Source organism: Deltaproteobacteria bacterium, assembly GCA_016709225.1.
Classification (GTDB): domain Bacteria; phylum Myxococcota_A; class Polyangia; order Nannocystales; family Nannocystaceae; genus Xiheibacterium; species Xiheibacterium phototrophicum.
Genome location: JADJEE010000001.1, coordinates 2214391 through 2235701, shown reverse-complemented (window position 1 = coordinate 2235701; position 21311 = coordinate 2214391). Strand labels below are relative to the sequence as shown.

Sequence of the window (21311 nt, the reverse complement as noted above, 5' to 3'; positions counted from 1 at the left end):
GAGAAACGCCCCACTACGCCATGCACGTGCTCAACTACGGCTTCAAGCTCGCGATCGTCGGCCCGCAGACCCCCGCGCTCGACGACTACATCCCGGTCTTCCACGACTGGATCCGCACCGGTGCGCTCACCGACGACGTCATGATCGACGTCGCCGACTACGCCCACGTCGGCGAGGGACCCGGCGTGCTGCTGGTGTGCCACGAGGGGCACTACGTGATCGATCGCAGCCGCGGCGGTGTCGGCCTGGCCTACCACCGCAAGCGCGGTCAGCCGGCCGCCGACGCGGCCGCCACCGCCGGCGTCGCGCTCGCGCGGGTCATCCGCGCGGCGCGGCTGCTGCAGGCGCACGCGAGCCTCGCGGGGCGGCTGTCGTTCGACACCGGCGGCCTCGAGGTACGCGTGCTCGATCGCCTGCGCGCGCCCAACGACGACGCCGGCTGGGAGCGGGTGCGTGGCCCGCTGCACGACGCGATCGCGGCGGCGTGGGGCGAGCCCCCCGTGCTCGAGCGCGCGGCGGTCGATCCCCGCGCCACGCTGACCGTGCGCGCGCGCATGGCCGCGCGCCCGCTCGCGCAGCTCACGATCGCGTGAGTTCGCGGGCGTCGCTCGAGCCGCCGCCCATCGCGACGATGCGCTCGAAGTGCGCCCGCGTGATGGGCTGCACCGAAAGCCGACCGGCGCGCACCAAGACCATGTCCGACAGCTCCGGCGTGTCACGGATGGTCTCGAGCGTGACCATCTGCGGCAGCTTGGCGACGAACGCGACCTCGACCATGCGCCAACGCGGCTGGTCGCGGCTCGAGCCCGGGTCGTAGTACTTGCTGGCGGGGTCGAACGCGGTCGGGTCGGGGTGGCTCTCGCGGCTCACCGCGGCGATGCCGACCACGCCGGGCGGGTTGCAGCTCGAGTGATAGAACAGCACCCGGTCGCCGAGCTTCATGGTGTCCATGTGATTGCGGGCCATGAAGTTGCGCACGCCGTCCCACGGCGAGCGACCCATCGCGGCCAGCTGATCGATCGAGAACGCATCGGGTTCCGACTTCATCAGCCAGTGCCGAGGCGACTCGCCCTCACCGGTCGCAGGCGGCGGCAGCGTGGGCTTCGCGGCGGGCTTCGCCTTGGACGCGGCCGTGGGCTTCGCGGCGGGCTTCGCCTTGGACGCGGCCTTGGGCTTCGCGGCGGGCTTCGCCTTGGACACGGGCGTGGGCTTCGCCTTGGGCTTCGCCTTCGCGGTCGCCTTGGTCTTTGCGGTGGGCCTCGCCTTCGCCATGGGTGCCGCGGAGCATCGCGCAGTCGCTCACGCGTCCGCAAGCCGCAGGGCGCGCGGGCCTGCGAGCGCACGCGCGAGCGCGAGACCGGTCGACGGCGCACCGACGAGGCGAACCCGGCCGTCGGGCTCGACCACCAGCTCGGCCATCGGCGGGCCCTGCCACAGCGCGTCGGCGGCGTAGCGCGTGGTGCGATGCAGCAGCGTCTGATTGCGCGAGCCCACGAACGCCGGCGCGCCGTCGCGGCGACGCGCGTCGAAGCGCCCGGCGACCAGCGTGTCGCAGCACTGCCACAGCGCGTCGAAGCCGGGTAGCGCACGGGCCTCGTCGGGCTCGTAGCCGGTGAACACCAGCACGCCGAGCCCGCTCGCCGCCACGCCGGCCAGCAGTCGCGTGAGCGCGGGCAGCTGCTGCAGCGGCTCGCCACCGACCACGGTCACGCCTTCGACACCGCCGGGCGCCGCGGTGATCTCGGTGAGCAGCTCCGACACGTTGCGCCGTCGCCCCGCGTCGGCGTCGAACAACTCCGGGTTGCAGCAGCCCGGACACGCCAGCGTGCAGCCCTGCAGCCACAGCGCGAAGCGTCGGTGTGGCCCCTCGGCGCAGGTGCCCGGATCGACGCCCGCGACGACGAGGCTGTCGTCGCGCGTCACTTCGTGCCCGCGGCGGTGTGATCGGCCAGCCACGCCAGCACGGTGTCGTGCCACTGGATGCTGTTGGCCGGTCGCAGCACCCAGTGGTTCTCCTCGGGGAACCGCAGGTAGCGGCTCTCGATGCCGCGGCGCTGCAGCGCCGTGAAGGTCGAGAGTCCCTGGGCCTCGGGCACGCGGAAGTCGAGCGCGCCGTGGATGACCAGCATCGGCGTCTTCCACCGCGCGACCAGGTTGACCGGGTTCCACAGCTCGTAGCGCTTGGGCACGAGGTACTGCGGGCCGCGGTGCTCCCACTCGGGGAACCACAGTTCCTCGGTCGCGTAGTACATCGAGCGCATGTCGAACAGCCCGTCATGGTTGACCAGGCAGCGGAAGCGATCGGGCAGCTTGCCGGCGATCCAGTTGATCATGTAGCCGCCGTACGAGGCCCCGAGCGCGCACACGCGGGTGCCGTCGAGCCAGGGGTACTTGGCGAGCGCGGCCTCGAGGCCCTTGTCGAGGTCGGTGAGCGGCTTGCCGCCCCAGTCGTCGTTGATCGCGTCGGTGAAGGCCTGGCCGTAGCCGGTCGAGCCGTGGAAGTCGATCATCACCGCACCGAAGCCCGCGCCCGCGTAGGCCTGCGGGTTCCAGCGGTAGTGGAAGTGATCGCCGAAGCTGCCCTGGGGACCGCCGTGGATCAGCAGCGCGACCGGGTAGGTCTTGGCGGCGTCGAGTCCGACCGGCTCGACCACCCAGCCGTGTACGGTGTCACCGCCGGCACCGACGAACTCGAACGGCTCGGCCTTGCCCATCTGCGCGGCGGCGACCTTGGTGGTGTTGATGGTCGTGATCGCGGTCGGCTCGCCGCCGCCCTTGGCCAGGCGGAACAGCTCGGCGGGTGCGCGCAGGTCGTCGCGCAGGAACACCAGCTGGGTCGCGTCGGCCAGCACCGACGCCACCGAGCCGTTCTCGCTGCGCGGTGTCACCGTGCCGGTCGCGAGGTCGACCGCGAAGACCTTCTTGCGGCCGAGCTCGTCGGCGGTGACCCACGCGGTGTTGCCGTCGGGGTCGATGCTCAGCTCGTCGATCGATCGATCCCACGCGTCGGTGACGGCGCGGGGCGTGCCGTCGGGCCACGACATCGCGACCAGGTGGAAGCGGTCGGCCTCGTAGCCGGGCCGCTTCATCGCCTTGTAGTAGAGCGTCTGCCCATCCGGCGAGAAGCGCGGGTGGCTGTCCCACGCGGGGTTCCCGGCGGTGAGCTTCTTGCGCTCACCGTTGCCGTCGCTCGCGACCGCGAAGAGATCGAAGTTGGTCGACCACGGCTCGTCCGCCACGCGGTCGCGGGCGCCGAACACGATCGTGCGGCCGTCGGGGGAGAACGTGAACTCCTCGGCACCGCCGAAGGGCTTGCTGGGCACGTCGGCGTCGAGGCCCTTGGTCACGTCGATCGGTGTGCCGCCGGCGACGGGCATCACGAAGAGGTGGTTGCGGCGACCGTCGGCCCAGCTGTCCCAGTGCCGCACGAACATGTGGTCGTACAGCACGCCGCTGGCCTTCTGCGCGGCCGCAGCGTCGAGCCGCGCCTTGGTGCACGCGAGGTCCTCGCAATCGACGAACACCTCCATCGAGAACGCCAGCTGATCGCCGGCCGGCGACAGCGCGAGCGCGGCGATCGGCAGCGGCAGGTCGGTGACCTTCACCGCATCGGTGGTGCCGGGCGGCAGCTTCCACACCCCCGGCTGACCGCCGCGTCCGGACGAGAAGTAGATGGTGCCGTCGGGCGCGACGCGGGGGCTGTCGTCGGACTCGGGGTGCGTCGTCAGCCGCGTGGGTGCGCCGCCGGCGATGGCGACCTTCCACAGGTCGGTGCGCCCGCGGTTGCCCGCGAGATCGGTCTGTCGCAGCACGAAGATGACGTTGCCCTTGCCGTCGAGCACCGGGTCGCCGAGGCGATCCATCGCCAGCATGTCGCGCACGCCGAAGGGGTGCGGCGCGGTGACGGCGATGGCGGCCAGCTCGATCGGCGCGTCGGGATCCTTCGCGCCCGCTGCGGGCTCGGCGACGGCGGGCTTGCCCGGGTCCGGTTTGACGGCGCCCGCCTTGCCGCCGTCAGGCTCGGCGGCGCCTGCCTTGCCCGCATCGGGGGCCTTGCGCACGCCCGCATCGGGCGTGGGCTCGCGGTCGCACGAGGTCGCGAGGGTCAGCAGCACGAGGAGGGGGAGCAGCGGAGTGACGCGCATGGCGGGCGCGTAGCCTACCGCGGGCGTCCCGCGCCGGGCGAGCGCCAAAGGCTACGGCAGCTGGGCGTGGCCCGCGTGCGCCCACGCCCGCGGCTCGAAGCGCCATCCGCTGGCGTTGCCGCTCAGCGATTCGGCGACGTCGAAGCGCAGCTCGAGCCGCGTGTCCGCGTCGAGATCGAGGTCCAGCTCGAGCTCGAGCTCGTCGGCGACGAGCTCGGCGCGCTTCCACTTGCCGTGGCTCGCGACCCGTGGCGTATCGAGCACGATGCGCACGCGATCGTAGTGATCGGCGAGCAAGGGCACGACCGCCTGGGCGTCGGTGCCACCGAGGGACAGCTCGACGTTCTCGGCGTCGCCGGCGATCCATACCCACGCGTCGTCGCTCTCGCGGTGCAGCGACACCTCGACCAGCTCGAGGTCGACGGCGGCGACGTCCTGGGCCGGCATCGCGTCGGCCTGCACCACGACCTCGAGTCGCGGCGTGACGACGCCGTCGTAGCTCGCGGCCTCCGGCATCAGCTGCACGTCACAGCCGATCGCCGCGAGGGTCGCCGCCACCAGTGCCGCCGCGCCCCACTTCGTCCCGAGGTTTGCCGTCGTCGTCATGCGTAAGCGTCATCGCTGCGACGGCGTCCGAGCTTGAGCCGCGACCGCACGAATGTGTCCGATCGTCCCGATTCTGGGCCGGTGCCGGGCCTCGAGCGGCTCGCCGGGGGCCACCCGAGAGCGCGGGTGCGCGCGCAGCTCGAAGCCAACGAACTAAGACGCCGGGTCGTCGTCGGCGACGTCGAGGTCCCGCGGTGTGAGCCCGCGGAAGTGCGCGCGAAGATCGATCGGCTGCCACTGCGCGGGCGCGAGCGTCGGCGGCAGCGTCACGCCACCGAAGCGCACGCGGCACAGCGACAGCACGTGCGAGCCCAGCGCGGCGAAGATGCGTCGCACCTCGTGGAAGCGCCCGCCGGTGATCGTGATCGAGGCGTGCGCGACCGCGTCGGGCTCGGGTCGCAGCGCGGGATGGCACTGCTCGGGGCCGATCGCAGTGAGCTCGACGATGTCGGGTCGGTGGCCGTCGTCGAGGGCGAGCTCGTCGGGCAGCGGCTGCCACGGCGCCGACAGGGCCGCGTGGTAGCAGCGCTCGACGCCCCAGCGCGGGTGGGTCAGCCGATGCAGCAGGGTGCCGTCGGTGGTCCACAGCAACAGGCCGCTGGTGTCGAGGTCGAGCCGCCCCACCGATCGCAGCTCGCGGAACAACGGCGCGTCGGCCAGCAGTGCGTAGGCGGTCGGGTGGCGATCGTCGCGCTGGGCGGTGACGACACCGAGCGGCTTGTGCTGCAAGACCTCGAAGCGCGCGTGCAGCTGTCGCGTCACGCCGTCGACCTCGATGGGCCAGGGCAGGGTGCTGGGCTCGACCTGCAGGCGGCCGTCGTCGAGCCGCCCGCCGTCCGGGGCCCGCACCGCGCCGGCGCGCAGCAGCCGGGTCACGGCGCTGCGCGAGATCCCGAAGTTGCGCGCGATCAAGATGTCGAGGCGAGGCAAGGGGACGTCGCCGCGGATGGTAGCAACCGCCGCCGGTCGCGGGGTACCCTTGCGCCCGCGGTGACTCGGCGCCCCGACGCCCTCGACGACGAGCGTGCGTTGGTCCAACGCGCGGCCAAGGGCGATCGTCGCGCCTTCGAGCAGATCTATCGCGCGTACGCGCGCGCGATCTATGCCCACGTCTTGGTGCCGATGCTCGGCGACAAGGACGACGCCGAGGACTGCCTGCGCGAGACCTTCCTCGCCGCGTTCGGGGCGCTGCCCAACTACGCGTGGAAGGAGCCCGGCCTCTACCCGTGGCTCAAGGTGCTGGCCAAGAACAAGGCCCGCGACCTGCTGCGATCCTCGGGGCGGCGCCAGCGACTGCGGGGGGCCTTCGCCGAGCACGTCGACACCATGGTGGCGCCGGGCCGCGATCCCACCGAGGACGAGCTCGAGCGCGAGCACCTGCGGGTGAAGATCGAGGCGGTGCTGGCGGGCATGAACGAGCGCTACGCCGCAGTCCTGCGCCTGCGACTGCTGCAGGGCCGCTCGCGCGAGGACTGCGCCGCCACCATGGACGTGAAGCTGGGCACGCTCGACGTGCTCTTGTTCCGGGCCTGTCGGGCCTTCAAGCAGGCCTGCGAGAAGCAAGGCGTCAGCCTTCGAGGTGAACCATGAACACACGCGCGAGCGCAGCATCGACCCGGGCGCGGGGCGCGAACGGCGGCCCCGCGAACTCCGGCGTAAGGACCCCGCGGTGGCGGGCGTTCCGGGGGGCGACACCGTCATGACCCGCGACCACGAACCCCGCTCCGCCCTCGATCCCGCCGCGCTCGGCTGGGAAGACGAGCTGCGCGCGGGCGCGGCCCAGGACGCCGGCGACACCGAGGCGCAGGGTGGCTCGGCCCATGTCGGCAGCGTCGAGCCCGAGCTCGCGGTGGTGCGGCTGCTGCTGCACGCGCGGGCGCCCTCGGAGCTGAGCGCCGCCCGCGAGGATGCGCTGTGGTCCGAGATCTCGCGGGCGATCACGCCGGTGCCGTGGTGGCGACGTCGCGCGCTGCTGTGGGCGGCGCCGGCGATCGCGGCCGCGGCGATCGTGGTGTTCGTGATGCCCCGGGGTCCGCAGGCGCCGACGCGGACGGCGGGCTCGGCCGAGCTGCTCGAGCAGCAGTTCTCGCTGCTGGCCCCTGCGGCGCGCGCGGAGCAGGCCCACGCGGTCGACGACGCGCGCGGCAGCGTGCGCGCGCGACTGCTCACCGAGGCCTTGGCGACGCCCACGGCCGTGGGCGCGTCGTCGGTCGGAGGTGCGCCGTGAAGCGCCTGCCCACGTTGCTGCTCGGGGTGTTGCTCGGCGCCGGGACCATGCTGGTGGGGTTGGCCCAGGCCGGGCGCCTCGCGCCCGCGCGCCCCGATGCCCTGGTCGCGCTCGCGCAGGAGGTCTCGGTCGCGCATCGCCGCGTCGATCTGTTGCTCGAGCAGGGCGATCCGGCCGCCGCGATTGCGACCCTCGAGTCGCTGCGCAAGCAGTCGTGGCCGTCGCACGCCGACGGTGGCGACCTCGCGATCGAGCTACGCCACGACGTGTACGGTCGACTCGTGCGGCTGCGGCTCGACTTCCCCGACGTCGATCCGATCGCCGACGAGGCCCTGCTCGCCGTGATCGACGAGGGCCTCGTCGAAGGTGCCGACGCCGTGGTGCCCAACCCGTTCACCGCCCGCGTGGTCGCGCTGCGCGGCGAGGTGTTCGAGTCGCTCGGTCGCGACGACGACGCGCTGGGGGCCTACCAGCAGGCGCTCGACATGAACCAGTCGCTGCTCGAACGCGAGCTCGAGGGGCTGTGAGCGCGCGCCCTCGCTGCCGCGCGCTGGTCTGGCTGCTGGTGCTCGGGGCGTGCGCGGCCAAGCGGGGCGCCGCCCTGCGAGACGCCGCACCGCAGGCCGATGCGGCCACTGCCGCCGTGGCGTCGCCCGCCGAGCCGCAGCGCCCCGCCGCCGAAGCCGAGGCCACCACCGTCGCACCGGTCGATCGAGCGCCGGTCGAGGCCACGCTGGCCGAGTTGCTCGTGCAGCTCGACAGCCACGAGGCGGCGCTGCGTGACGCCGGTGTGCGGCTCGGGAGCTATCGCAAGGTCGGTGTCAGCGACCATCCACGGCGTACGCCGTCACGCGCCCCCGCGGGCAAGCCCAGCAAACCGGCGGCCGACACCGATGCGCGGGAGCAGGCGTGCAGCAACGTCTGCGATCTCGCGGAGACGATGTGCGGGCTCTCGGAGCGCATCTGTGCACTCGCACGTGACCACGTCGACGAAAAGGAGTATGGCGATGCCTGTGAGCGAGCCCAACGCGACTGCGAACGCGCCGAAGAAGCGTGCGAAGGTTGCGAGGGTTGACCACCATCGCCGGAGCGGCCAGCTGGTCCTCGTCGCGCTGACGTTGCTGGTGAGCTGCGCGAAGAAGGCCTCGCGGGAGCCCGGTGCGGGCGACCCGCTGGCGGCGTCGCGCGCCGAGCTCGACGAGACGGTGGCCGCGTTGCGGGCGCTCGGCGTCGGCGGTGAGGTCGCGGGTGCCGTGGGCAGCAGCACGTCGGCGCCCGAGGTGCGCGAGGCCAACCGCCCTGCGAAGTCCAAGCGGATCAAGCAGGAGCCGCGGCGTGATGACGCCGCGGCGTCGAAGCCGGTCACGCCGGAGTCGCCGCCCGTGCCCACCGGCGACGCGGTGACCACGGACGATCCGAGCGCGAAGAAGGCCGCCGACGAGGAGGCCCCGAACCTCGCCACCGACTTCGACGACGCCGGCGCACGATGCCGCCGCATCTGCGAGCTCGCGGGGGTCGCGTGTCGGCTCGAGCAACGCATCTGTCGCCTGGCGGAGCAGCACGCCGGCGAGCGCGAGTACGATGACGCCTGCTTCTACGCCCGCGATCAGTGCGAGCTCGCCAGCGATGCGTGCGATGACTGCGGGGGTAGCTGCCGCGCCGCCTCGCCGTGAGCGGCGCGGGCGCGTGCGGCTCAGCTCGCCGCGCGCAGGCCGTCCTCGAACGGCTTGGCCCACAGCTCGACGGTCTTGCCCGGCCCGAGCAGCTTGAAGAAGAACGGGTCGCCGGAGCCTTCCACGATCGCGGCCATCATCCGATAGTCCGACTCGTCGACCATCGTGGTGCTGCCGGGGCGCTCGGGCGCGTTGTAGCGGCCGGTGATGTCGACCATCGTCACCGCGAGCTTGCCGACCTCGAACTTCGAGGTCTTCGTGATGTCGTCGATGGTCTTGCCTTCGGGGGCCTTGAACTGGCCCTTCCAGCGCTCGACGTTGGCATCGATGCCGCCGGCACCACCGGCGAATCGGAACACCACCATCTCCGCGTCACCGCCGGGGCCCGGCACCACGAACTGCGTCACGCGCATCGAACTCGTCGGCGGCTGGGTCTCCCACTCGCTCGGCACCTTGAAGCTCAGCTCGGCGGCCTTCTCGTCGCGCGACTCGCCGCTCGGGGTGATGTCGCGCGGCGGACCCTTGGGCTGACTCGGCGCCGGCATCATGCCGGCCGCGCCTCCGTGGGGTGAGGGCGCCTTGGCCTCGGGGCCGCCGTGGGGCGAGGCCTTCGCGTCGGCCTTGTCGCCGACGGGTGTCTTCGCGTCGGCCTTGCCGGCCTTGGCGTCGGTGGGGGCGGGCGCGGCTTGGTTGCCGCACGCGAGCGCGAGCAGCAGCGACGGGAGGAGCGCGGTGGTCGGTCGCATCGCGGCGGATGCTAGCAGGCCGCGCGCGGGGACGACGAGGCGATTCTCGTCGCCGGCGCCATCGCTGGGCGGCGAAACACCCGCGGCGGTGGTGTGCCGCCGCGGGAGCGTTCGCCACCGCCGGGCTAGCCGCAGGTCGGGCCCTGCAGCCCGCCCATGCCGGCCTGTGCGGGCATGCAGGTCAGGCCGTCGGCGCAGTCGCTGTCGAGGCTGCACTCGCCACACACGCCGAGCTGCACGAAGCCCATGAACACGTCGGCGATGCCGCAGTGGCCCGAGCTGCACACCGCGCCGTCGCCCATGCCCTCGACGATCGGGCAGCCGCCGCCGTCGGGCACCGACGCCGGGTCGGCGCAGCCCATGTAGCCCGCGAGCGCCTGCGCGTCGTAGTTCGGGGTGCAGATCTGCTCGCCGGGGCAGGGCGCCTGCGGGCCGCACTCGGAGCAGAAGCTGGCGTTGAAGAAGCCACCGGTGTCGATGAGCTGCGTGCACACGAGCTCGCCCATGCAGCCCTCGTCGGAGTCGCACTGCTTGCCGAGCGAGCCGTCGGTGCACACCGCGTAGCCCGCGGCGGCATCGAGGCCGCAGGTGCCGGTCGGGCAGTCGGCGTCCATCAGGCACTCGGAGCACACGCCACCGAGCATCGGCACCGTGTAGCAGAAGCCCGACTCGCAGCCTTCGGCGTTGGCACACTGCGCGCCGTTGGGCTGCGGTGTGCCGCCATCGGAGCCGGTGTCGACCGGGTTCACGAAGCCGGCGCTGTCGGCCGCGGTGTCGGCCGCGGTGTCGGTCGCGGTGGTCGTGGTCGAGGTGCCGGTGCTCGCCGCCGAGGTCGAGCTCATGCCCGCCGTCGCGCTCGCGGCACCCGAGGTCTCGGCGCCGCTGCTCGAGCCGCTGTCGCCCTGGCCCGCACCGCCGTCGTCGCTGCACGCCAGTGGCGTGACCACCGCGGCGGCCCACCACGCGAGTCGCAGCGTCCGCACGCACCGAACCAAGGAATGCTCGAGGATCATGATCGACTCCGTCGCGCGCGGGCGTTGGCCATCGACCGCAGCGTCGATGGGATGCTCGCGACCGTCGCATCATCGACGTCGGCGCGCGCCCTTGTCAAAGCCTGCGCTGCAGGATCGCGCCGCGCTGGGCATCGAGCCATCCGAGCCGGCGCAGGCGCGCCACGGTCGGGGCAGTGATCGAACTCACCGCTGCCGCATCCTCCTGCTCGTCCTCCTGCTCCGACGACGACGCAGTGGCGTGCGCGGGTGATGCGTCGGGTTCCGCGAGTGCGACGGCGACCACCGGCGCATCGGTCGGCAGACGCGTGAGCACGGCATCGAGGACCCGCGCGGCGTCACGCAGATCGGCGAGCCAGACCCCGTGCACCGCGAACGCCCGCGCCTCGCGGGCCACGTGCACGCGGGCGAGCGGCGATGTCAGTGACCACGTGGCGCGCTCGTGGGCGGGCGTGCGCTCCCACGCCTCGGGTAGGAATCCGTGCGGCAACAACTGCAGCGCCGGCTCGTCCGGCGGTCGCCACGGCAGCGGCCCCGGCCATGGCGCCGCGGGCCCGCGCGCGAACGCCAGCATGGTCGAGAACCGCATCTGCAGCTCGAAGCCACGGGCGCAGTAGAACGACTCGCGTGCCTGCTCGGCCCACAGCTGCAGCGACCGCAGCCCGGCATCGGCGCACGTGCGCGCGGCCGCCTCGAGCAGCGCCGTGGCGACGCCACGCCCACGTGCCGGCGCGATCACGGCGGTGCCGGCGGTGCGCGCCGCGGGGGCGCACGACGGCGGCCGACCGACGAGCACGTAGCCGAGCCACGCGCGGGGATCGTCGAGGTCGTCGCCGTCGACCGCGACCATGCTGAGCGTGTCATCGACGAGCTCGCGGTGGAGCTTGCGCGCGAACCACTGCGCGTCGCGGTGTTGCGCGCCGAAGACCTGCTCGGCCAGGCTCTGCAGGCGCAGCGCGCCGCCGATCGCGTGGGCCGCGACGATGCGCAAGGTCATCGCAGGCCGCAGGCATGACGCGCCCGCGCGAGCGTGTCGGCCGCCAGCTGGCGGGCTCGACCGGCGCAGCGGGCCAGCACGTCTTCGATCTGCTGGGGATCGGCGAGCAAGGCCTCGCGTCGCGCTCGCGCGTCCGCGAAGTGGTTCTCGATGTGCTCGACCAGCAGCTGCTTGGCGTGGCCGTACCCGAACGGCGCGCCATCGCGGGCGCCCGCGCGGTAGTAGCCGCGCACGCGCTCGCGGCCCTCCTCGTCGAGGAAGAGATCGAGCAGCGGCAGCACGCGGTCGCCCTCGATCGTCAGTGGCGCCCCGAGCGGCGTCGAGTCGGTGACGATGTTGCCGACCACCTTCTTGAGCGCCTTGCCGCTGCAGAAGAGCGGGATGGTATTGCCGTAGCTCTTGCTCATCTTGGCGCCGTCGGTGCCCGGCACGTAGGGCGCCTTCGACAGCCGCCACTCGGGGCGCCGCAGCACCGGCTGCCCGAAGGCCTCGTTGAAGTGCGTGGCCATGTCCTGCGCCATCTCGACGTGCTGCACCTGGTCCTTGCCGACCGGCACCATCGAGCTGTCGTAGACGAGGATGTCGGCCGCCATCAGCACCGGGTAGCAGAACAGCCCCATCGAGGGCTTGATGCCGTGGGCGACCTTGTCCTTGTAGGTGTGGGCACGCTCGAGCAGGCCCATGCCGGTCACGCTCGACAGCAGCCACGTGAGCTCGCAGACCTCAGGCACGTCGCTCTGGCGAAAGAGCGTGGCGCGCTCGAGGTCCAGCCCCAGCGCCAGGTACGTCGCCGCGATCTCGCGCACGCCGGCCCGCAGCGCCGCGGCGTCGTGCACGGTCGTGAGCGCGTGGTAGTCGGCGATGAAGAAGAAACACTCGCCGGGGTACTCGTTGGGCAGCGCCAGGTGCTGCGTGATCGCACCGAAGTAGTTGCCGATGTGCATCTCGCCGGTCGGCTGGATGCCCGAGAGCACCCACGAGGACAGCGTGGTCATGGTGCTCGCGAGCGTGGCACGGACGCGGCCGCGACCACACCCGTCCTCGCGCGGCTGCGGGCCGCGCGGCGGCCGTCGACGCGGGGCTACGCGCGCTCGACCGAGAGCTGCCCGCGCGCCGCGAAGCGACGCTGCGCGAGCAGACACAGCCGATCGATGAGCTCGGCGTAGCCGACCCCGGCGTGGGCCATCAGCTTGGGATACATGCTGATCGACGTGAAGCCCGGCATCGTGTTGAGCTCGTTGAGGTAGGCGGTGCCGCTGGCGCGATCGAGCAAGAAGTCGACGCGGGCCAGCCCGTGGCAGCCGGCCGCGCGGAACGCCTCGATCGCGTGGGCCGAGATGGCGCGCGCGCTCGCCTCGGACAGCACCGCGGGGATCGACAGGGTCGCGACGTCCTTGAGGTACTTGGTCTCGTAGTCGTACCAGACCCCCTCGGGCAGCACGATCTCGCCGGGCGCCGAGGCCACGGTGTCGGGGCCGCCGTCGCCGAGCACCGCGACCTCAATCTCGCGGGCATCGACGCCGCGCTCGATCACGACCACGTGATCGAAGCGCGCAGCGCGGTGGAGCGCGGGCAAGAGCTCGTCGGCGCGGCTGACCTTCTCGACGCCGACCGACGAGCCGAGGTTCGCCGGCTTCACGAAGCACGGCAGCGCGATGCTCTCGATCACCTCGTCCTGCAGCCGCGCGACGAAGGCGGCATCTCGCAGACGTGCGGCCGCGACCGCGCGCCACGGCACCAGCGGGATGCCCGGGGCCGCGCTCGCGACGAGGTGCTTCTGCGCGACCTTGTCCATGCACAGCGCCGAGGCCAGCACGCCGGAGCCGACGTAGGCGAGCCCGAGGATCTCGAGCAGACCCTGCATGGTGCCGTCCTCGCCGTGGGGGCCGTGCAGCACCGGGAACACCACGTCGGGTCGCAGTGCCCGCACGTCGGCGACCTCGTCGCCGTGGGCGACCAGATCGGCGAGCTCGCGATCGACGTCGCCGGTGTGCCAGCGACCCGCACGATCGATGCCGCACGCGACCGGCTCCCAGCGCCCGCGGTCGATCGCCGCCAGCACGCTCGCGGCGCTGCGCAGCGAAATCTCGTGCTCCGAGGAGACCCCACCAAAGAGAACGACGACGCGCGGACGAACGGTCATGGGCGGCGCGCAGTCTAGCGCGACGCGACCGCGTGGGGCAGCAGCGCGCGCACCAGTCGGTCCTGCAGTGCGTGCGCGGTGTGCCCGGTGACGGGGCCGTTCAAGAGCACCGAGAACGCCAGCCGCGGCGTACCGGCCTCGTCGGCGACCAGGCCCGACAACGCGTTGGCGCCGCTCAGCGTGCCGGTCTTCGCAAACACGCGGCCCGGCGCCTCGCGCAGGCGATCGCGCAGTGTGCCGTCGACCCCGGCCACGGCCATCGCAGCCGCGACCGCGCCGCTGCGGCTGCCCGGTCGCTGGGACCACGCCAGCAGGTCGGCCAGCGCGCGCGCACTGACGCGGCCGACACTGCTGTATCCCGACGCGTTCTCGAAGACGATCTCGGCGGGATCCCGCCCCAGCGCGGCCCAGAAGGTGCGCAGCACCGCGGTGCCGTTGTGCCAGTCGCCCGGCCGGCCGCTCGCGAGGTGGCCCAACGTGCGCAGCAGCTGCTCGGTGGTGACGTTGTTCGAGAACTTCAGCGCCGAGTGCAGCACTTCGGCGAGCGGCGGCGAGTGGTGCTCGCCCAGCGGCAGCGCGTCGGCCTCGAGGCGGCCACGCGCGATCGGTAGCTCGGGGCGGCCGAGTGCAGCGGCGAACACCGCGGCCGCGAAGCGACCGGGGTCGGCGACCCGTCGACGGATCGTGCGCACCGATCCGCGTCGCAGCTGGCCGTCGACGCGCACGCGCGTGTGACCACCGTCGGCCTGCGTGGTCACGTCGGGCTCGCCGCGTCCGATGCGGGCGTGGTTCTCCACCACCACATGGGCGCACGGCGGATCGACGAAGACCTCGACGGCGCCGTGGTGGGCAGCGAGCGTCACCTCGACGGTGTTCCACTGCAGCGACAGCGCGCCCGAGGGTGCGAGGTAGCTGAAGCCGGGGCCGCCGGGGTCGTAGCCGGGGCCGAAGCGCTCGTCGCTGAACATGCCGTCGTCGACGACGATGCGACGCACGACCGCGAGATCGATCTGCGCGGCGACGGCCTCGGCGAGTCGCTGCAGATCCTCGGTCTGCAGCGACGGGTCGCCGCTGCCCTGCAGCACCAGTGCGTCACCGTCGAGCGCAACGCGGGTCTCGAAGCGATACGCGGGGCCGAGCAGCTCGAGCGCCGCGATGGCCGTCAGCAGCTTGTGGTTGCTCGCGGGGTTGAGCGCGAGCTCGCCGCCGTCGTCGAGCAGCGTGGTGTTCGAGCCCAGCTCGCGCACGTGCACGCCGAGCTGGGCGGCCGGGCCGAGGCCCGCACGCGCCTCGGCGACCGCGGCCGCCAGCGCTGCGCTCGGCCCGGCGACCGCCGACGGCGGCATCGCCTCGAGCTCACCGAGTCGCTGCGAGATCCGCTCGGCCGCCGACGGGAGGGGACGGGCGGACTGGGCGATTTCGCGCCCCGCCGCGGCCGCGAGGGTGCTCCGGGTGCCCGGGCGGGAGGCGCCCTGGGCGGCCTCTACGGGGGCGCCACGCCCGATCAGCGCGACGCCGAGGAGTCCGAGGGTGGCTGCTGCGAGTCGGGTGCCCATGTAGGATAACCTCGCCTATCTTCCCACTAACAGCCCGCCGTCCTGTGCCCAAGAAAGCGGCGCAGGCGGTGGGTGCGGCCAGGCGGCGTTGCGCGCGGCCGCGCTTTGGTAGCGTTCGCCGCCATGCTCGACATCAAGCTGCTGCGCGAGACCCCGGAGACGTTGGTGCAGAACCTCGTCGATCGAAGGGTCGTGGTGTTCGACGACCTCACGCCCGACGTCGACGGGTGGGCCCAACGCACGATCGAGCGACTGCGTGAGCTCGATGGTGCGTGGCGCAGCTCGCAGGCGGCGGTCGAGGACGTGCGACGGCGGCAGAACGCGAACGCCGAGGCGATGAAGGCGGTCGCCAAGCAGCCCAAGGACGCGCAGGCGAGCCTGCGCGCGCCGCTGCTCGAGGAGGGTCGTTCGCTGCGCGACGCGGAGCGCGAGCACACTGCGGCGGCCGAGCAGGCCGCGGCCGCGCGCGACGAGGCGTGGGTCCGCCTGCCGAACCTCACCCACGCCGAGGTCCCGCGTGGCTACACCGACGACGATCACCGCGAGATCAAGCAGGTCGGCACACGCCGCGACTTCGCGGCCGAGGGCTTCGAGCCACGCGACCACGTCGAGCTGTGCGAGCAGCTCGAGCTGTGCGACTTCGCGGCCGGAGGCAAGGTCGCGGGCCAGAAGTTCTACTACTTGAAGAACGACGCGGTGCTGCTCGACCTCGCGCTGCAACACTACGCGCTGTCGGTCGCGAGCCGGCACGGCTTCGTGCTGCACACCACGCCCGATCTGGCACGCCACGAGATCCTCGCCGGGCTCGGCTTCAATCCCCGCGGCGCGGGCACGCAGGTCTACAGCGTCGCCGACACCGATCTGTGCCTGGTGGGCACCGCCGAGATCACGCTCGGCGGGATGTTGGCCGACGAGATCCTCGACGAGTCACGGCTGCCGCTGCTGCTCGCGGGGCTCTCGCACTGCTTTCGCACCGAGGCGGGTGCGGCCGGCCGCGACACCCGCGGGCTCTACCGCGTGCACCAGTTCACCAAGGTCGAGCTGTTCGCGTTCTGCGTCGGTGAGCTCGACGTGAGCGAGGCGATGCACGCACGCTTTCTCGCGATCGAAGAGGAGATCTTCACCGGCCTGGGCTTGCCGTACCGCGTGCTCGACATCGCCTCGGGCGATCTCGGCGGGCCAGCGCTGCGCAAGTTCGACATCGAGGCGTGGATGCCCGGGCGCGCCGCCGCCGATGGCGGTCGCGGCAACTGGGGCGAGGTCACCAGCACCAGCAACTGCACCGACTACCAGGCGCGGCGACTGCGGATCCGCTACCGCCCCGACGACGAAGAGGGTGGCAAGAACCGCAAGCCCCGCTTCGTGCACATGCTGAACGGCACCGCCATCGCCAACTCGCGGGCGATCGTCGCGGTGCTCGAGAACTACCAGCAGGCCGACGGCAGCGTGGTGGTGCCCGAGGTGCTGCGTCCATGGGTCGGCAAGGACCGCATCACCGCGCGCGCACGCTGACGACGCGCGCTCACCGGCGCGCCGCCACGCGGCCCCACACGATCCACGCCACGCCGACCAGCACCAGCAGGTCGCCGAAGGCGACGCGCGTGTCGCCGACCACGAACTCGGTGAACGCGACGCCGGGTCCGAACAGGATCGGTGCCGCGCCGCACAGCAGCCCCGCGAAGGTCACGGCGATCGCGAGCAGGTCGGCCCGCTGCGCGGTGCGTGCCCGCAGCGTGACGATGGTGAGCACGGTGATCGCCGCGAGTCCGCCGAGCGCGAGCAGCTGCCGCAGCAGCGGATCCGCGATGCCGATGCCGAGCAGACCCTCGCGCACGGCCGGCAGCGCGCCAGGACCGTCGTCGCCGTCGCCGAGCAGGGCGACCCGGACGCAGCGCACCGGCTCGCTCCAGGGACTGTCGTCGTCGCCGTCGCAGGCGCCGCGACGCGCGGCGAACTTGACCCACGCGTCGAGCGCCAAGAGCCACGCCGCGAGCGCGAGCGCCGACACCGGTCCCGCGCGTCCGGGCGGCACGCCGCCGCCGGCGTTGTCGTCGCGACGCTCCATGCTCGCGTCCACGTTACCCCAAAGACGCGACCACCCGGGCCCTCGCGGTGGGCCAGTTGCCGAGCCGCCACCACGCCGTCGTCCACCCGTGAAGCGAGAGGGGCTCGCGCCGGATCGCGCGCGGCTGCCCCGCGGGCGCCCCCCTCGTTGCGCGCTCTTGGAAGCGCAGCACCACCGCACGCCGCGGATCGAACCACCGTGCGAGCTCGGCCCGCCTGGCGTGGCAGGTGGCATGGCTGCCGTCGGTGACGCCCACCGCATGGGGGCGGGCCTGGGGGCTTGTCGAGTGTGCCTCGGATCGGACACACTCTCGGGCCTATCGTGGGCGTCCGTACGCACGAGCGACCCGACGACGAGGATGGAGGTCCCCGTTCGGAGCGCGCGCGCGAGCACGAGGACGAGTTCGCCGGGCAGCACGTCCGCGAGCAGGCGCTGCGCGGCTCGCCGCGCGAGCTCGACGAGCCACCGCCATTCCCCGAGCCCGAGAAGCTCGAGGCCGGATCCGACGGGCTCGATCACTCGCCGCTGGGCATCTACTTCCGCGAGATGGCGGCCGCCCAGCTCATGTCGCCGGCCGAAGAGCTGAGCGCGGCGCAGGGCATCCTCTCGCGGCGACAGAACTACTGGCGCGCGATCGTCAGCTATCCGCCGTTCGTGCCCGCGATCGTCGAGGTCGTCGAGCGCACGTTCCACGCGCCCGACTGCCCGCGCGAGGCCATCGACGCGCTGCAGAGCTCGTCGCGCAATCTCCGGGATCGCCAGACCCGCGCCCACGAGGAGAAGTTCAACCTCGACGCCGACCAGATGGCGAAGATCATGGCGCGGCTCGACACCGACGGAGAAGCGACCGAGCCGATCGTCGCCGACCTCAAGGCCATCGCCGCCGGGCGCGGGGCCGACGTGCGCATGGCCGTGACGCTGCCGCGCACCGACTCGGCGCCGTTTCGCCGCTACGTGCAGATGGTCGAGGAGGCCGCGGCCTCGCTGTGGGCGGCCAAGCACGCGTTCGTGCGCGCGAACCTCCGACTGGTCGTGACGATGGCGCGCCGCTATGCCCACGGCCGCATGGCGCTGCCCGACCTGATCCAGGAGGGCAACATCGGGCTGCTCAAGGCGGTCGATCGCTTCGACCCCGATCGCGGCTATCGCTTCTCGACCTACGCGAGCTGGTGGATTCGCCACGCCATCAGCCGTGCGGTCGCCGACAAGGCCCGCGAGGTCCGCGTGCCGGTGCACATGCTGGACGTGCATCACAAGCTGCGCCGCACCAAGCAGCGCTTCGAGATCACGCAGGGCCGCGAGCCCGGCGACGAGGAACTCGCCGCCAGCGCCGAGGTGCCGGTGGAGCGCGTGCGACGGCTGCGGATGTGCCTGCTCGATCAGGCGCCCAGCCTCGACAGCCCGATCTCCGGCAACGACGCCCGCACCGCCGGCGAGCTGCTCGAGGACGAGACCATCCCGCAGCCCGTCGAGGGCATCGCCTCGCGCGTCATGGACGCGAAGATCCGCGAGCTGGTCGAGCGCCTCCCCACCATCGAAGCCGACGTCCTGCGCAAGCGCTTCGGCCTCGACGAGGCCGAGCCCATGACGCTGCGCGAGATCGGCGAGCAGTACTCGCTCTCGCGCGAGCGCATCCGTCAGCTGCAGGAACAGGCGCTCAGCAAGATCCGTCGCGAGCTGCGGCGGCAGAGCTTGATCCCGTAGGCGGACGGCTCACGGGATGCAGCGTCAGCCCATTCGCCGCGTTGCCTTCGCGGCCTTGCTCGCGCTGCTCGCATGCAGCGACCGCATCGTCGATGGCGCGGGCGTGGGATCCAGCGGCGCCGCGACTGGCACCACCACTGGATCGCCGACCACGACTGGAACACAGACCTCGCTCGGTGGGGTCGCGACGACCGCTCCGCCGGATCCCACCACCGACGGTTCGGCGGGCGACAGCTTCGGCTCGAGCACGTCGCACGATGACGATCCTCCGGCCGATCCGCAGCTCGAGTGCGATCTCTGGGCCCAAGACTGCAAGCCGGGTTTCAAGTGCGCGGGGTGGGCGAACGACGGCGGGGACCAGTGGAACGCCATGCGCTGCGTACCGATCGCGCGGCCATCCGTCGCCGTCGGCGAGCCGTGCACGGTGAGCGAGTGGATCGCCAGTGGTGCAGACGACTGCGAGATCGGTGCGATGTGTTGGCACATCGATCCCGTGACCCTGCACGGCACGTGCGTGCCGTTGTGCCAAGGCAGTGAGATGAACTGGTCGTGCCCGGGTCTGTGCACGCCGTGCGACATCGCGAACGAAGGCGCGCTGCTCTTGTGCGTCCCGCCGTGCAACCCGCTCGCGCCGAACTGTGGCCTCGGGGAGCGTTGCCTGGGCGAATCCAGCGGTTGGTTCGCGAGCATCGCGTGCCACCCCGCGCCGCCGGGTACGTCGGGGATCGGCGAGCTGTGCCACGACAGCTGGGACTGCGTCGACGGCCTGCTGTGCGTGGACGACGACGCGTACCCGGGGTGCGCGGTGTCGCCCGGCTGCTGCACGCCCTACTGCGATCGCGCCGCGGCGGATCCCTGCGACGCACTGGCCCCGGGCACCCGCTGCGAACCGTTCTTTCCCGGCGACTCGGCGCCAGCCGGCTGTGGCGTCGACGACCTCGGGCTGTGTCGCTCGTCGCGACCGTAGCCGCCCGTCGCGAGCTGCGGCGGCAGAGCTTGATCCCGTAGGCGGACGGCTCACTTCGCGTGGGCCATGCACGCGGTGGTGCCACCGCCGCCGCCGTTGGGGTGCTCGTGGGCGCCGATGTAGAGCGTCTGCCCGACGTAGGGCGAGAGGTCGATCGCCAGCGTCTTCTGCTCGGCGTCGCAGGTGAGCGGGCCGCCGACGTAGTCGAGGTAGTCCCACGCGTTCTGGCCGTTGAGTTCCCAGCCGCTGCAGCGCGCGGCGCCGTCGGTGGGATCGATGGCGGTGTTGGTCGAGATGTAGATCTGACCGCCGGTGGCCTCGAGGCAGACCAGCACGTTGGCGGCGTCGGCCTCGACGGTGAAGCCGGTGTCGTCGCAGACCTCGCTGCCGTTGCGCGGCGTGTCGACCAGGCAGTCGTCGATCACGTAGGGCGTCGCGACGCCGCCGTCGCTCGAGCTGTCGGCGAGGGTCGGATCGGTCGAGCTGCCGGCGCCGGACGACTCGCCCGTGCCGCCACCGCTCGAGCCCTCGCTGGTACCCGAGCTGCCTTCGCTGCCGCCGGCGCAGCCCATGCAGGCCCCGAACGCGTCACCCGTGGGGGCGCAGACCTGCACGCCGTCGGGGGCCCCGCCCGCGCACGGGCACGACTGCTGCACACCGGGCGTGCAGCTGGTGCCGGCCGACTCGGCGAAGCCAGTCGTGCCACCGTCTCCGTTGCTGCAGGCCACGCCGAGCAGGGCAAGCATCACAGTGCATGTACGCATGGTGCGATGGTAGCGAACCACGCCGCGGTTTCGACGTGGTCGCCGGCGTGAGCACGCGAGCCCCGACGCGACCTCAGAATCGGCAGTTCTGCCGATGGTGCGCCGCTGCGTCAGCCGCTGGTGCGCGCCATGATCTCGTCGACCAGCGTGGCCGCGAGCGCGTTCGCGTCGGCCTCGGTCGTGCGCAGCGCGATGTCGGGCTTGAGCGGTGACTCGTAGGGGGAGTCGATGCCGGTGAAGTCCTGCAGCAGACCCTTGCGCGCCATCTTGTAGAGGCCCTTGGGATCGCGGGCCTCGCAGACGTCGAGCGGCGTGTCGACGAAGGCCTCGAGGAAGCGACCGCGCGGCGCCCGGGCGCGCACGCGATCGCGATCGACCCGGAACGGCGCGATCACGGCGGCGAGCACGACCACGCCGGCGTCGGCCATGAGTAGCCCGGCCTCGGCGATGCGACGCACGTTCTCGGCGCGGTCCTCCCGCGAGAACCCGAGGTCGGAGCAGAGGCCCTTGCGCACGCGGTCGCCGTCGAGGACGTAGGCCAGCCGCCCCCGCGCCTGCAGCAGTGCGAGCGCGGTCTCGGCGATCGTCGACTTGCCCGCACCCGAGTACCCCGTGAGCCAGACGAGCACGCCCTGTGGCTGCATGCCGCGATTGTCGCAGAAGCGGAGGCACAACCGGCCGCGTCTGCGCAAGATTTTGACGGGGATC

At 72.4% G+C, this 21311-nt stretch carries 23 protein-coding genes; 9 read left to right on the top strand and 14 right to left on the bottom strand.

The genetic code is table 11. The features are described from left to right. The first annotated feature begins 20 nt into the window (after nucleotides 1–20). Complete coding sequence (locus tag IPH07_09080; GenBank protein MBK6917539.1) at nucleotides 21–593, top strand: hypothetical protein; 573 nt, start codon at nucleotides 21–23, stop codon at nucleotides 591–593. Here IPH07_09080 and IPH07_09075 read toward each other — a convergent pair. From IPH07_09075 to IPH07_09055, 5 genes are all read right to left on the bottom strand, one after another. After that, the gene (locus IPH07_09075) at nucleotides 580–1047 is read right to left on the bottom strand and encodes an EVE domain-containing protein (GenBank protein ID MBK6917538.1); all 468 of its coding nucleotides are present in this window, start codon (nucleotides 1045–1047) and stop codon (nucleotides 580–582) included. The genes IPH07_09080 and IPH07_09075 overlap by 14 nt on opposite strands. 252 nt (nucleotides 1048–1299) lie before the next feature. Beyond that, nucleotides 1300–1923 (bottom strand): 4Fe-4S cluster-binding domain-containing protein, encoded by a 624-nt coding sequence (locus IPH07_09070; protein ID MBK6917537.1) that lies wholly within the window; start codon nucleotides 1921–1923, stop codon nucleotides 1300–1302. After that, complete coding sequence (locus tag IPH07_09065) at nucleotides 1920–3872, bottom strand: S9 family peptidase (protein MBK6917536.1); 1953 nt, start codon at nucleotides 3870–3872, stop codon at nucleotides 1920–1922. The genes IPH07_09070 and IPH07_09065 overlap by 4 nt, the downstream gene beginning before the upstream one ends. Before the next feature lie 324 nt (nucleotides 3873–4196). Beyond that, a complete protein-coding gene (locus tag IPH07_09060; GenBank protein MBK6917535.1) occupies nucleotides 4197–4751 on the bottom strand; it encodes a hypothetical protein in 555 nt (184 codons plus the stop codon). Nucleotides 4752–4904: 153 nt separating this feature from the next. Then, nucleotides 4905–5663, bottom strand: coding sequence for an rRNA pseudouridine synthase (locus IPH07_09055; protein ID MBK6917534.1), 759 nt, complete (start codon nucleotides 5661–5663; stop codon nucleotides 4905–4907). A gap of 78 nt (nucleotides 5664–5741) precedes the next feature. Between IPH07_09055 and IPH07_09050 the strand changes: the two genes are divergently transcribed. The 5 genes from IPH07_09050 to IPH07_09030 all read left to right on the top strand — a co-directional run bounded on the left by IPH07_09050 (nucleotide 5742) and on the right by IPH07_09030 (nucleotide 8651). Continuing rightward, on the top strand, nucleotides 5742–6341 hold the full coding sequence (locus IPH07_09050) for an RNA polymerase sigma factor (GenBank protein ID MBK6917533.1): 600 nt from the start codon (nucleotides 5742–5744) through the stop codon (nucleotides 6339–6341). A gap of 79 nt (nucleotides 6342–6420) precedes the next feature. After that, complete coding sequence (locus IPH07_09045) at nucleotides 6421–6978, top strand: hypothetical protein (protein MBK6917532.1); 558 nt, start codon at nucleotides 6421–6423, stop codon at nucleotides 6976–6978. Beyond that, on the top strand, nucleotides 6975–7505 hold the full coding sequence (locus tag IPH07_09040) for a hypothetical protein (protein ID MBK6917531.1): 531 nt from the start codon (nucleotides 6975–6977) through the stop codon (nucleotides 7503–7505). The genes IPH07_09045 and IPH07_09040 overlap by 4 nt, the downstream gene beginning before the upstream one ends. Next, nucleotides 7502–8053, top strand: coding sequence for a hypothetical protein (locus tag IPH07_09035; protein ID MBK6917530.1), 552 nt, complete (start codon nucleotides 7502–7504; stop codon nucleotides 8051–8053). Before IPH07_09040 ends, IPH07_09035 begins: the two co-directional genes overlap by 4 nt. After that, nucleotides 7986–8651, top strand: coding sequence for a hypothetical protein (locus IPH07_09030; protein ID MBK6917529.1), 666 nt, complete (start codon nucleotides 7986–7988; stop codon nucleotides 8649–8651). The genes IPH07_09035 and IPH07_09030 overlap by 68 nt, the downstream gene beginning before the upstream one ends. 20 nt (nucleotides 8652–8671) lie before the next feature. Here IPH07_09030 and IPH07_09025 read toward each other — a convergent pair whose 3' ends face one another. The 6 genes from IPH07_09025 to dacB form a co-directional block, all read right to left on the bottom strand. Next, nucleotides 8672–9397 carry a hypothetical protein gene (locus tag IPH07_09025; protein MBK6917528.1) on the bottom strand — a complete coding sequence of 242 codons (726 nt, stop codon included), beginning with the start codon at nucleotides 9395–9397 and terminating at the stop codon, nucleotides 8672–8674. 125 nt (nucleotides 9398–9522) lie between these two features. Further along, complete coding sequence (locus tag IPH07_09020) at nucleotides 9523–10380, bottom strand: hypothetical protein (GenBank protein MBK6917527.1); 858 nt, start codon at nucleotides 10378–10380, stop codon at nucleotides 9523–9525. A gap of 124 nt (nucleotides 10381–10504) precedes the next feature. Continuing rightward, a complete protein-coding gene (locus IPH07_09015) occupies nucleotides 10505–11404 on the bottom strand; it encodes a GNAT family N-acetyltransferase (GenBank protein ID MBK6917526.1) in 900 nt (299 codons plus the stop codon). Further along, nucleotides 11401–12399: a tryptophan--tRNA ligase gene (gene trpS, locus IPH07_09010; protein MBK6917525.1), complete on the bottom strand. Its 999-nt coding sequence runs from the start codon at nucleotides 12397–12399 to the stop codon at nucleotides 11401–11403. Before trpS ends, IPH07_09015 begins: the two co-directional genes overlap by 4 nt. 86 nt (nucleotides 12400–12485) lie before the next feature. Then, nucleotides 12486–13547, bottom strand: coding sequence for a D-alanine--D-alanine ligase (locus IPH07_09005; protein MBK6917524.1), 1062 nt, complete (start codon nucleotides 13545–13547; stop codon nucleotides 12486–12488). A gap of 14 nt (nucleotides 13548–13561) precedes the next feature. Beyond that, complete coding sequence (gene dacB, locus IPH07_09000; GenBank protein ID MBK6917523.1) at nucleotides 13562–15103, bottom strand: D-alanyl-D-alanine carboxypeptidase/D-alanyl-D-alanine-endopeptidase; 1542 nt, start codon at nucleotides 15101–15103, stop codon at nucleotides 13562–13564. Nucleotides 15104–15226: 123 nt separating this feature from the next. Between dacB and serS the strand changes: the two genes are divergently transcribed. Next, the gene (serS, locus tag IPH07_08995) at nucleotides 15227–16615 is read left to right on the top strand and encodes a serine--tRNA ligase (GenBank protein MBK6917522.1); all 1389 of its coding nucleotides are present in this window, start codon (nucleotides 15227–15229) and stop codon (nucleotides 16613–16615) included. A 10-nt stretch (nucleotides 16616–16625) separates the two neighbouring features. On the opposite strand, the gene IPH07_08990 is transcribed toward serS, so the two are convergent. Next, nucleotides 16626–17168: a hypothetical protein gene (locus IPH07_08990; protein MBK6917521.1), complete on the bottom strand. Its 543-nt coding sequence runs from the start codon at nucleotides 17166–17168 to the stop codon at nucleotides 16626–16628. Between the two features lie 321 nt (nucleotides 17169–17489). On the opposite strand from IPH07_08990, the gene IPH07_08985 reads away from it, so the two are divergent. Beyond that, entirely contained in the window at nucleotides 17490–18872 is a 1383-nt protein-coding gene (locus tag IPH07_08985) for a sigma-70 family RNA polymerase sigma factor (GenBank protein MBK6917520.1), read from the top strand. 16 nt (nucleotides 18873–18888) lie between these two features. Continuing rightward, the gene (locus IPH07_08980) at nucleotides 18889–19839 is read left to right on the top strand and encodes a hypothetical protein (GenBank protein MBK6917519.1); all 951 of its coding nucleotides are present in this window, start codon (nucleotides 18889–18891) and stop codon (nucleotides 19837–19839) included. 50 nt (nucleotides 19840–19889) lie between these two features. On the opposite strand, the gene IPH07_08975 is transcribed toward IPH07_08980, so the two are convergent. Both IPH07_08975 and cysC read right to left on the bottom strand, forming a co-directional pair. Further along, the gene (locus tag IPH07_08975) at nucleotides 19890–20585 is read right to left on the bottom strand and encodes a hypothetical protein (protein MBK6917518.1); all 696 of its coding nucleotides are present in this window, start codon (nucleotides 20583–20585) and stop codon (nucleotides 19890–19892) included. A gap of 128 nt (nucleotides 20586–20713) precedes the next feature. After that, nucleotides 20714–21247 carry an adenylyl-sulfate kinase gene (cysC, locus tag IPH07_08970; GenBank protein ID MBK6917517.1) on the bottom strand — a complete coding sequence of 178 codons (534 nt, stop codon included), beginning with the start codon at nucleotides 21245–21247 and terminating at the stop codon, nucleotides 20714–20716. Nucleotides 21248–21311 lie beyond the last annotated feature (64 nt).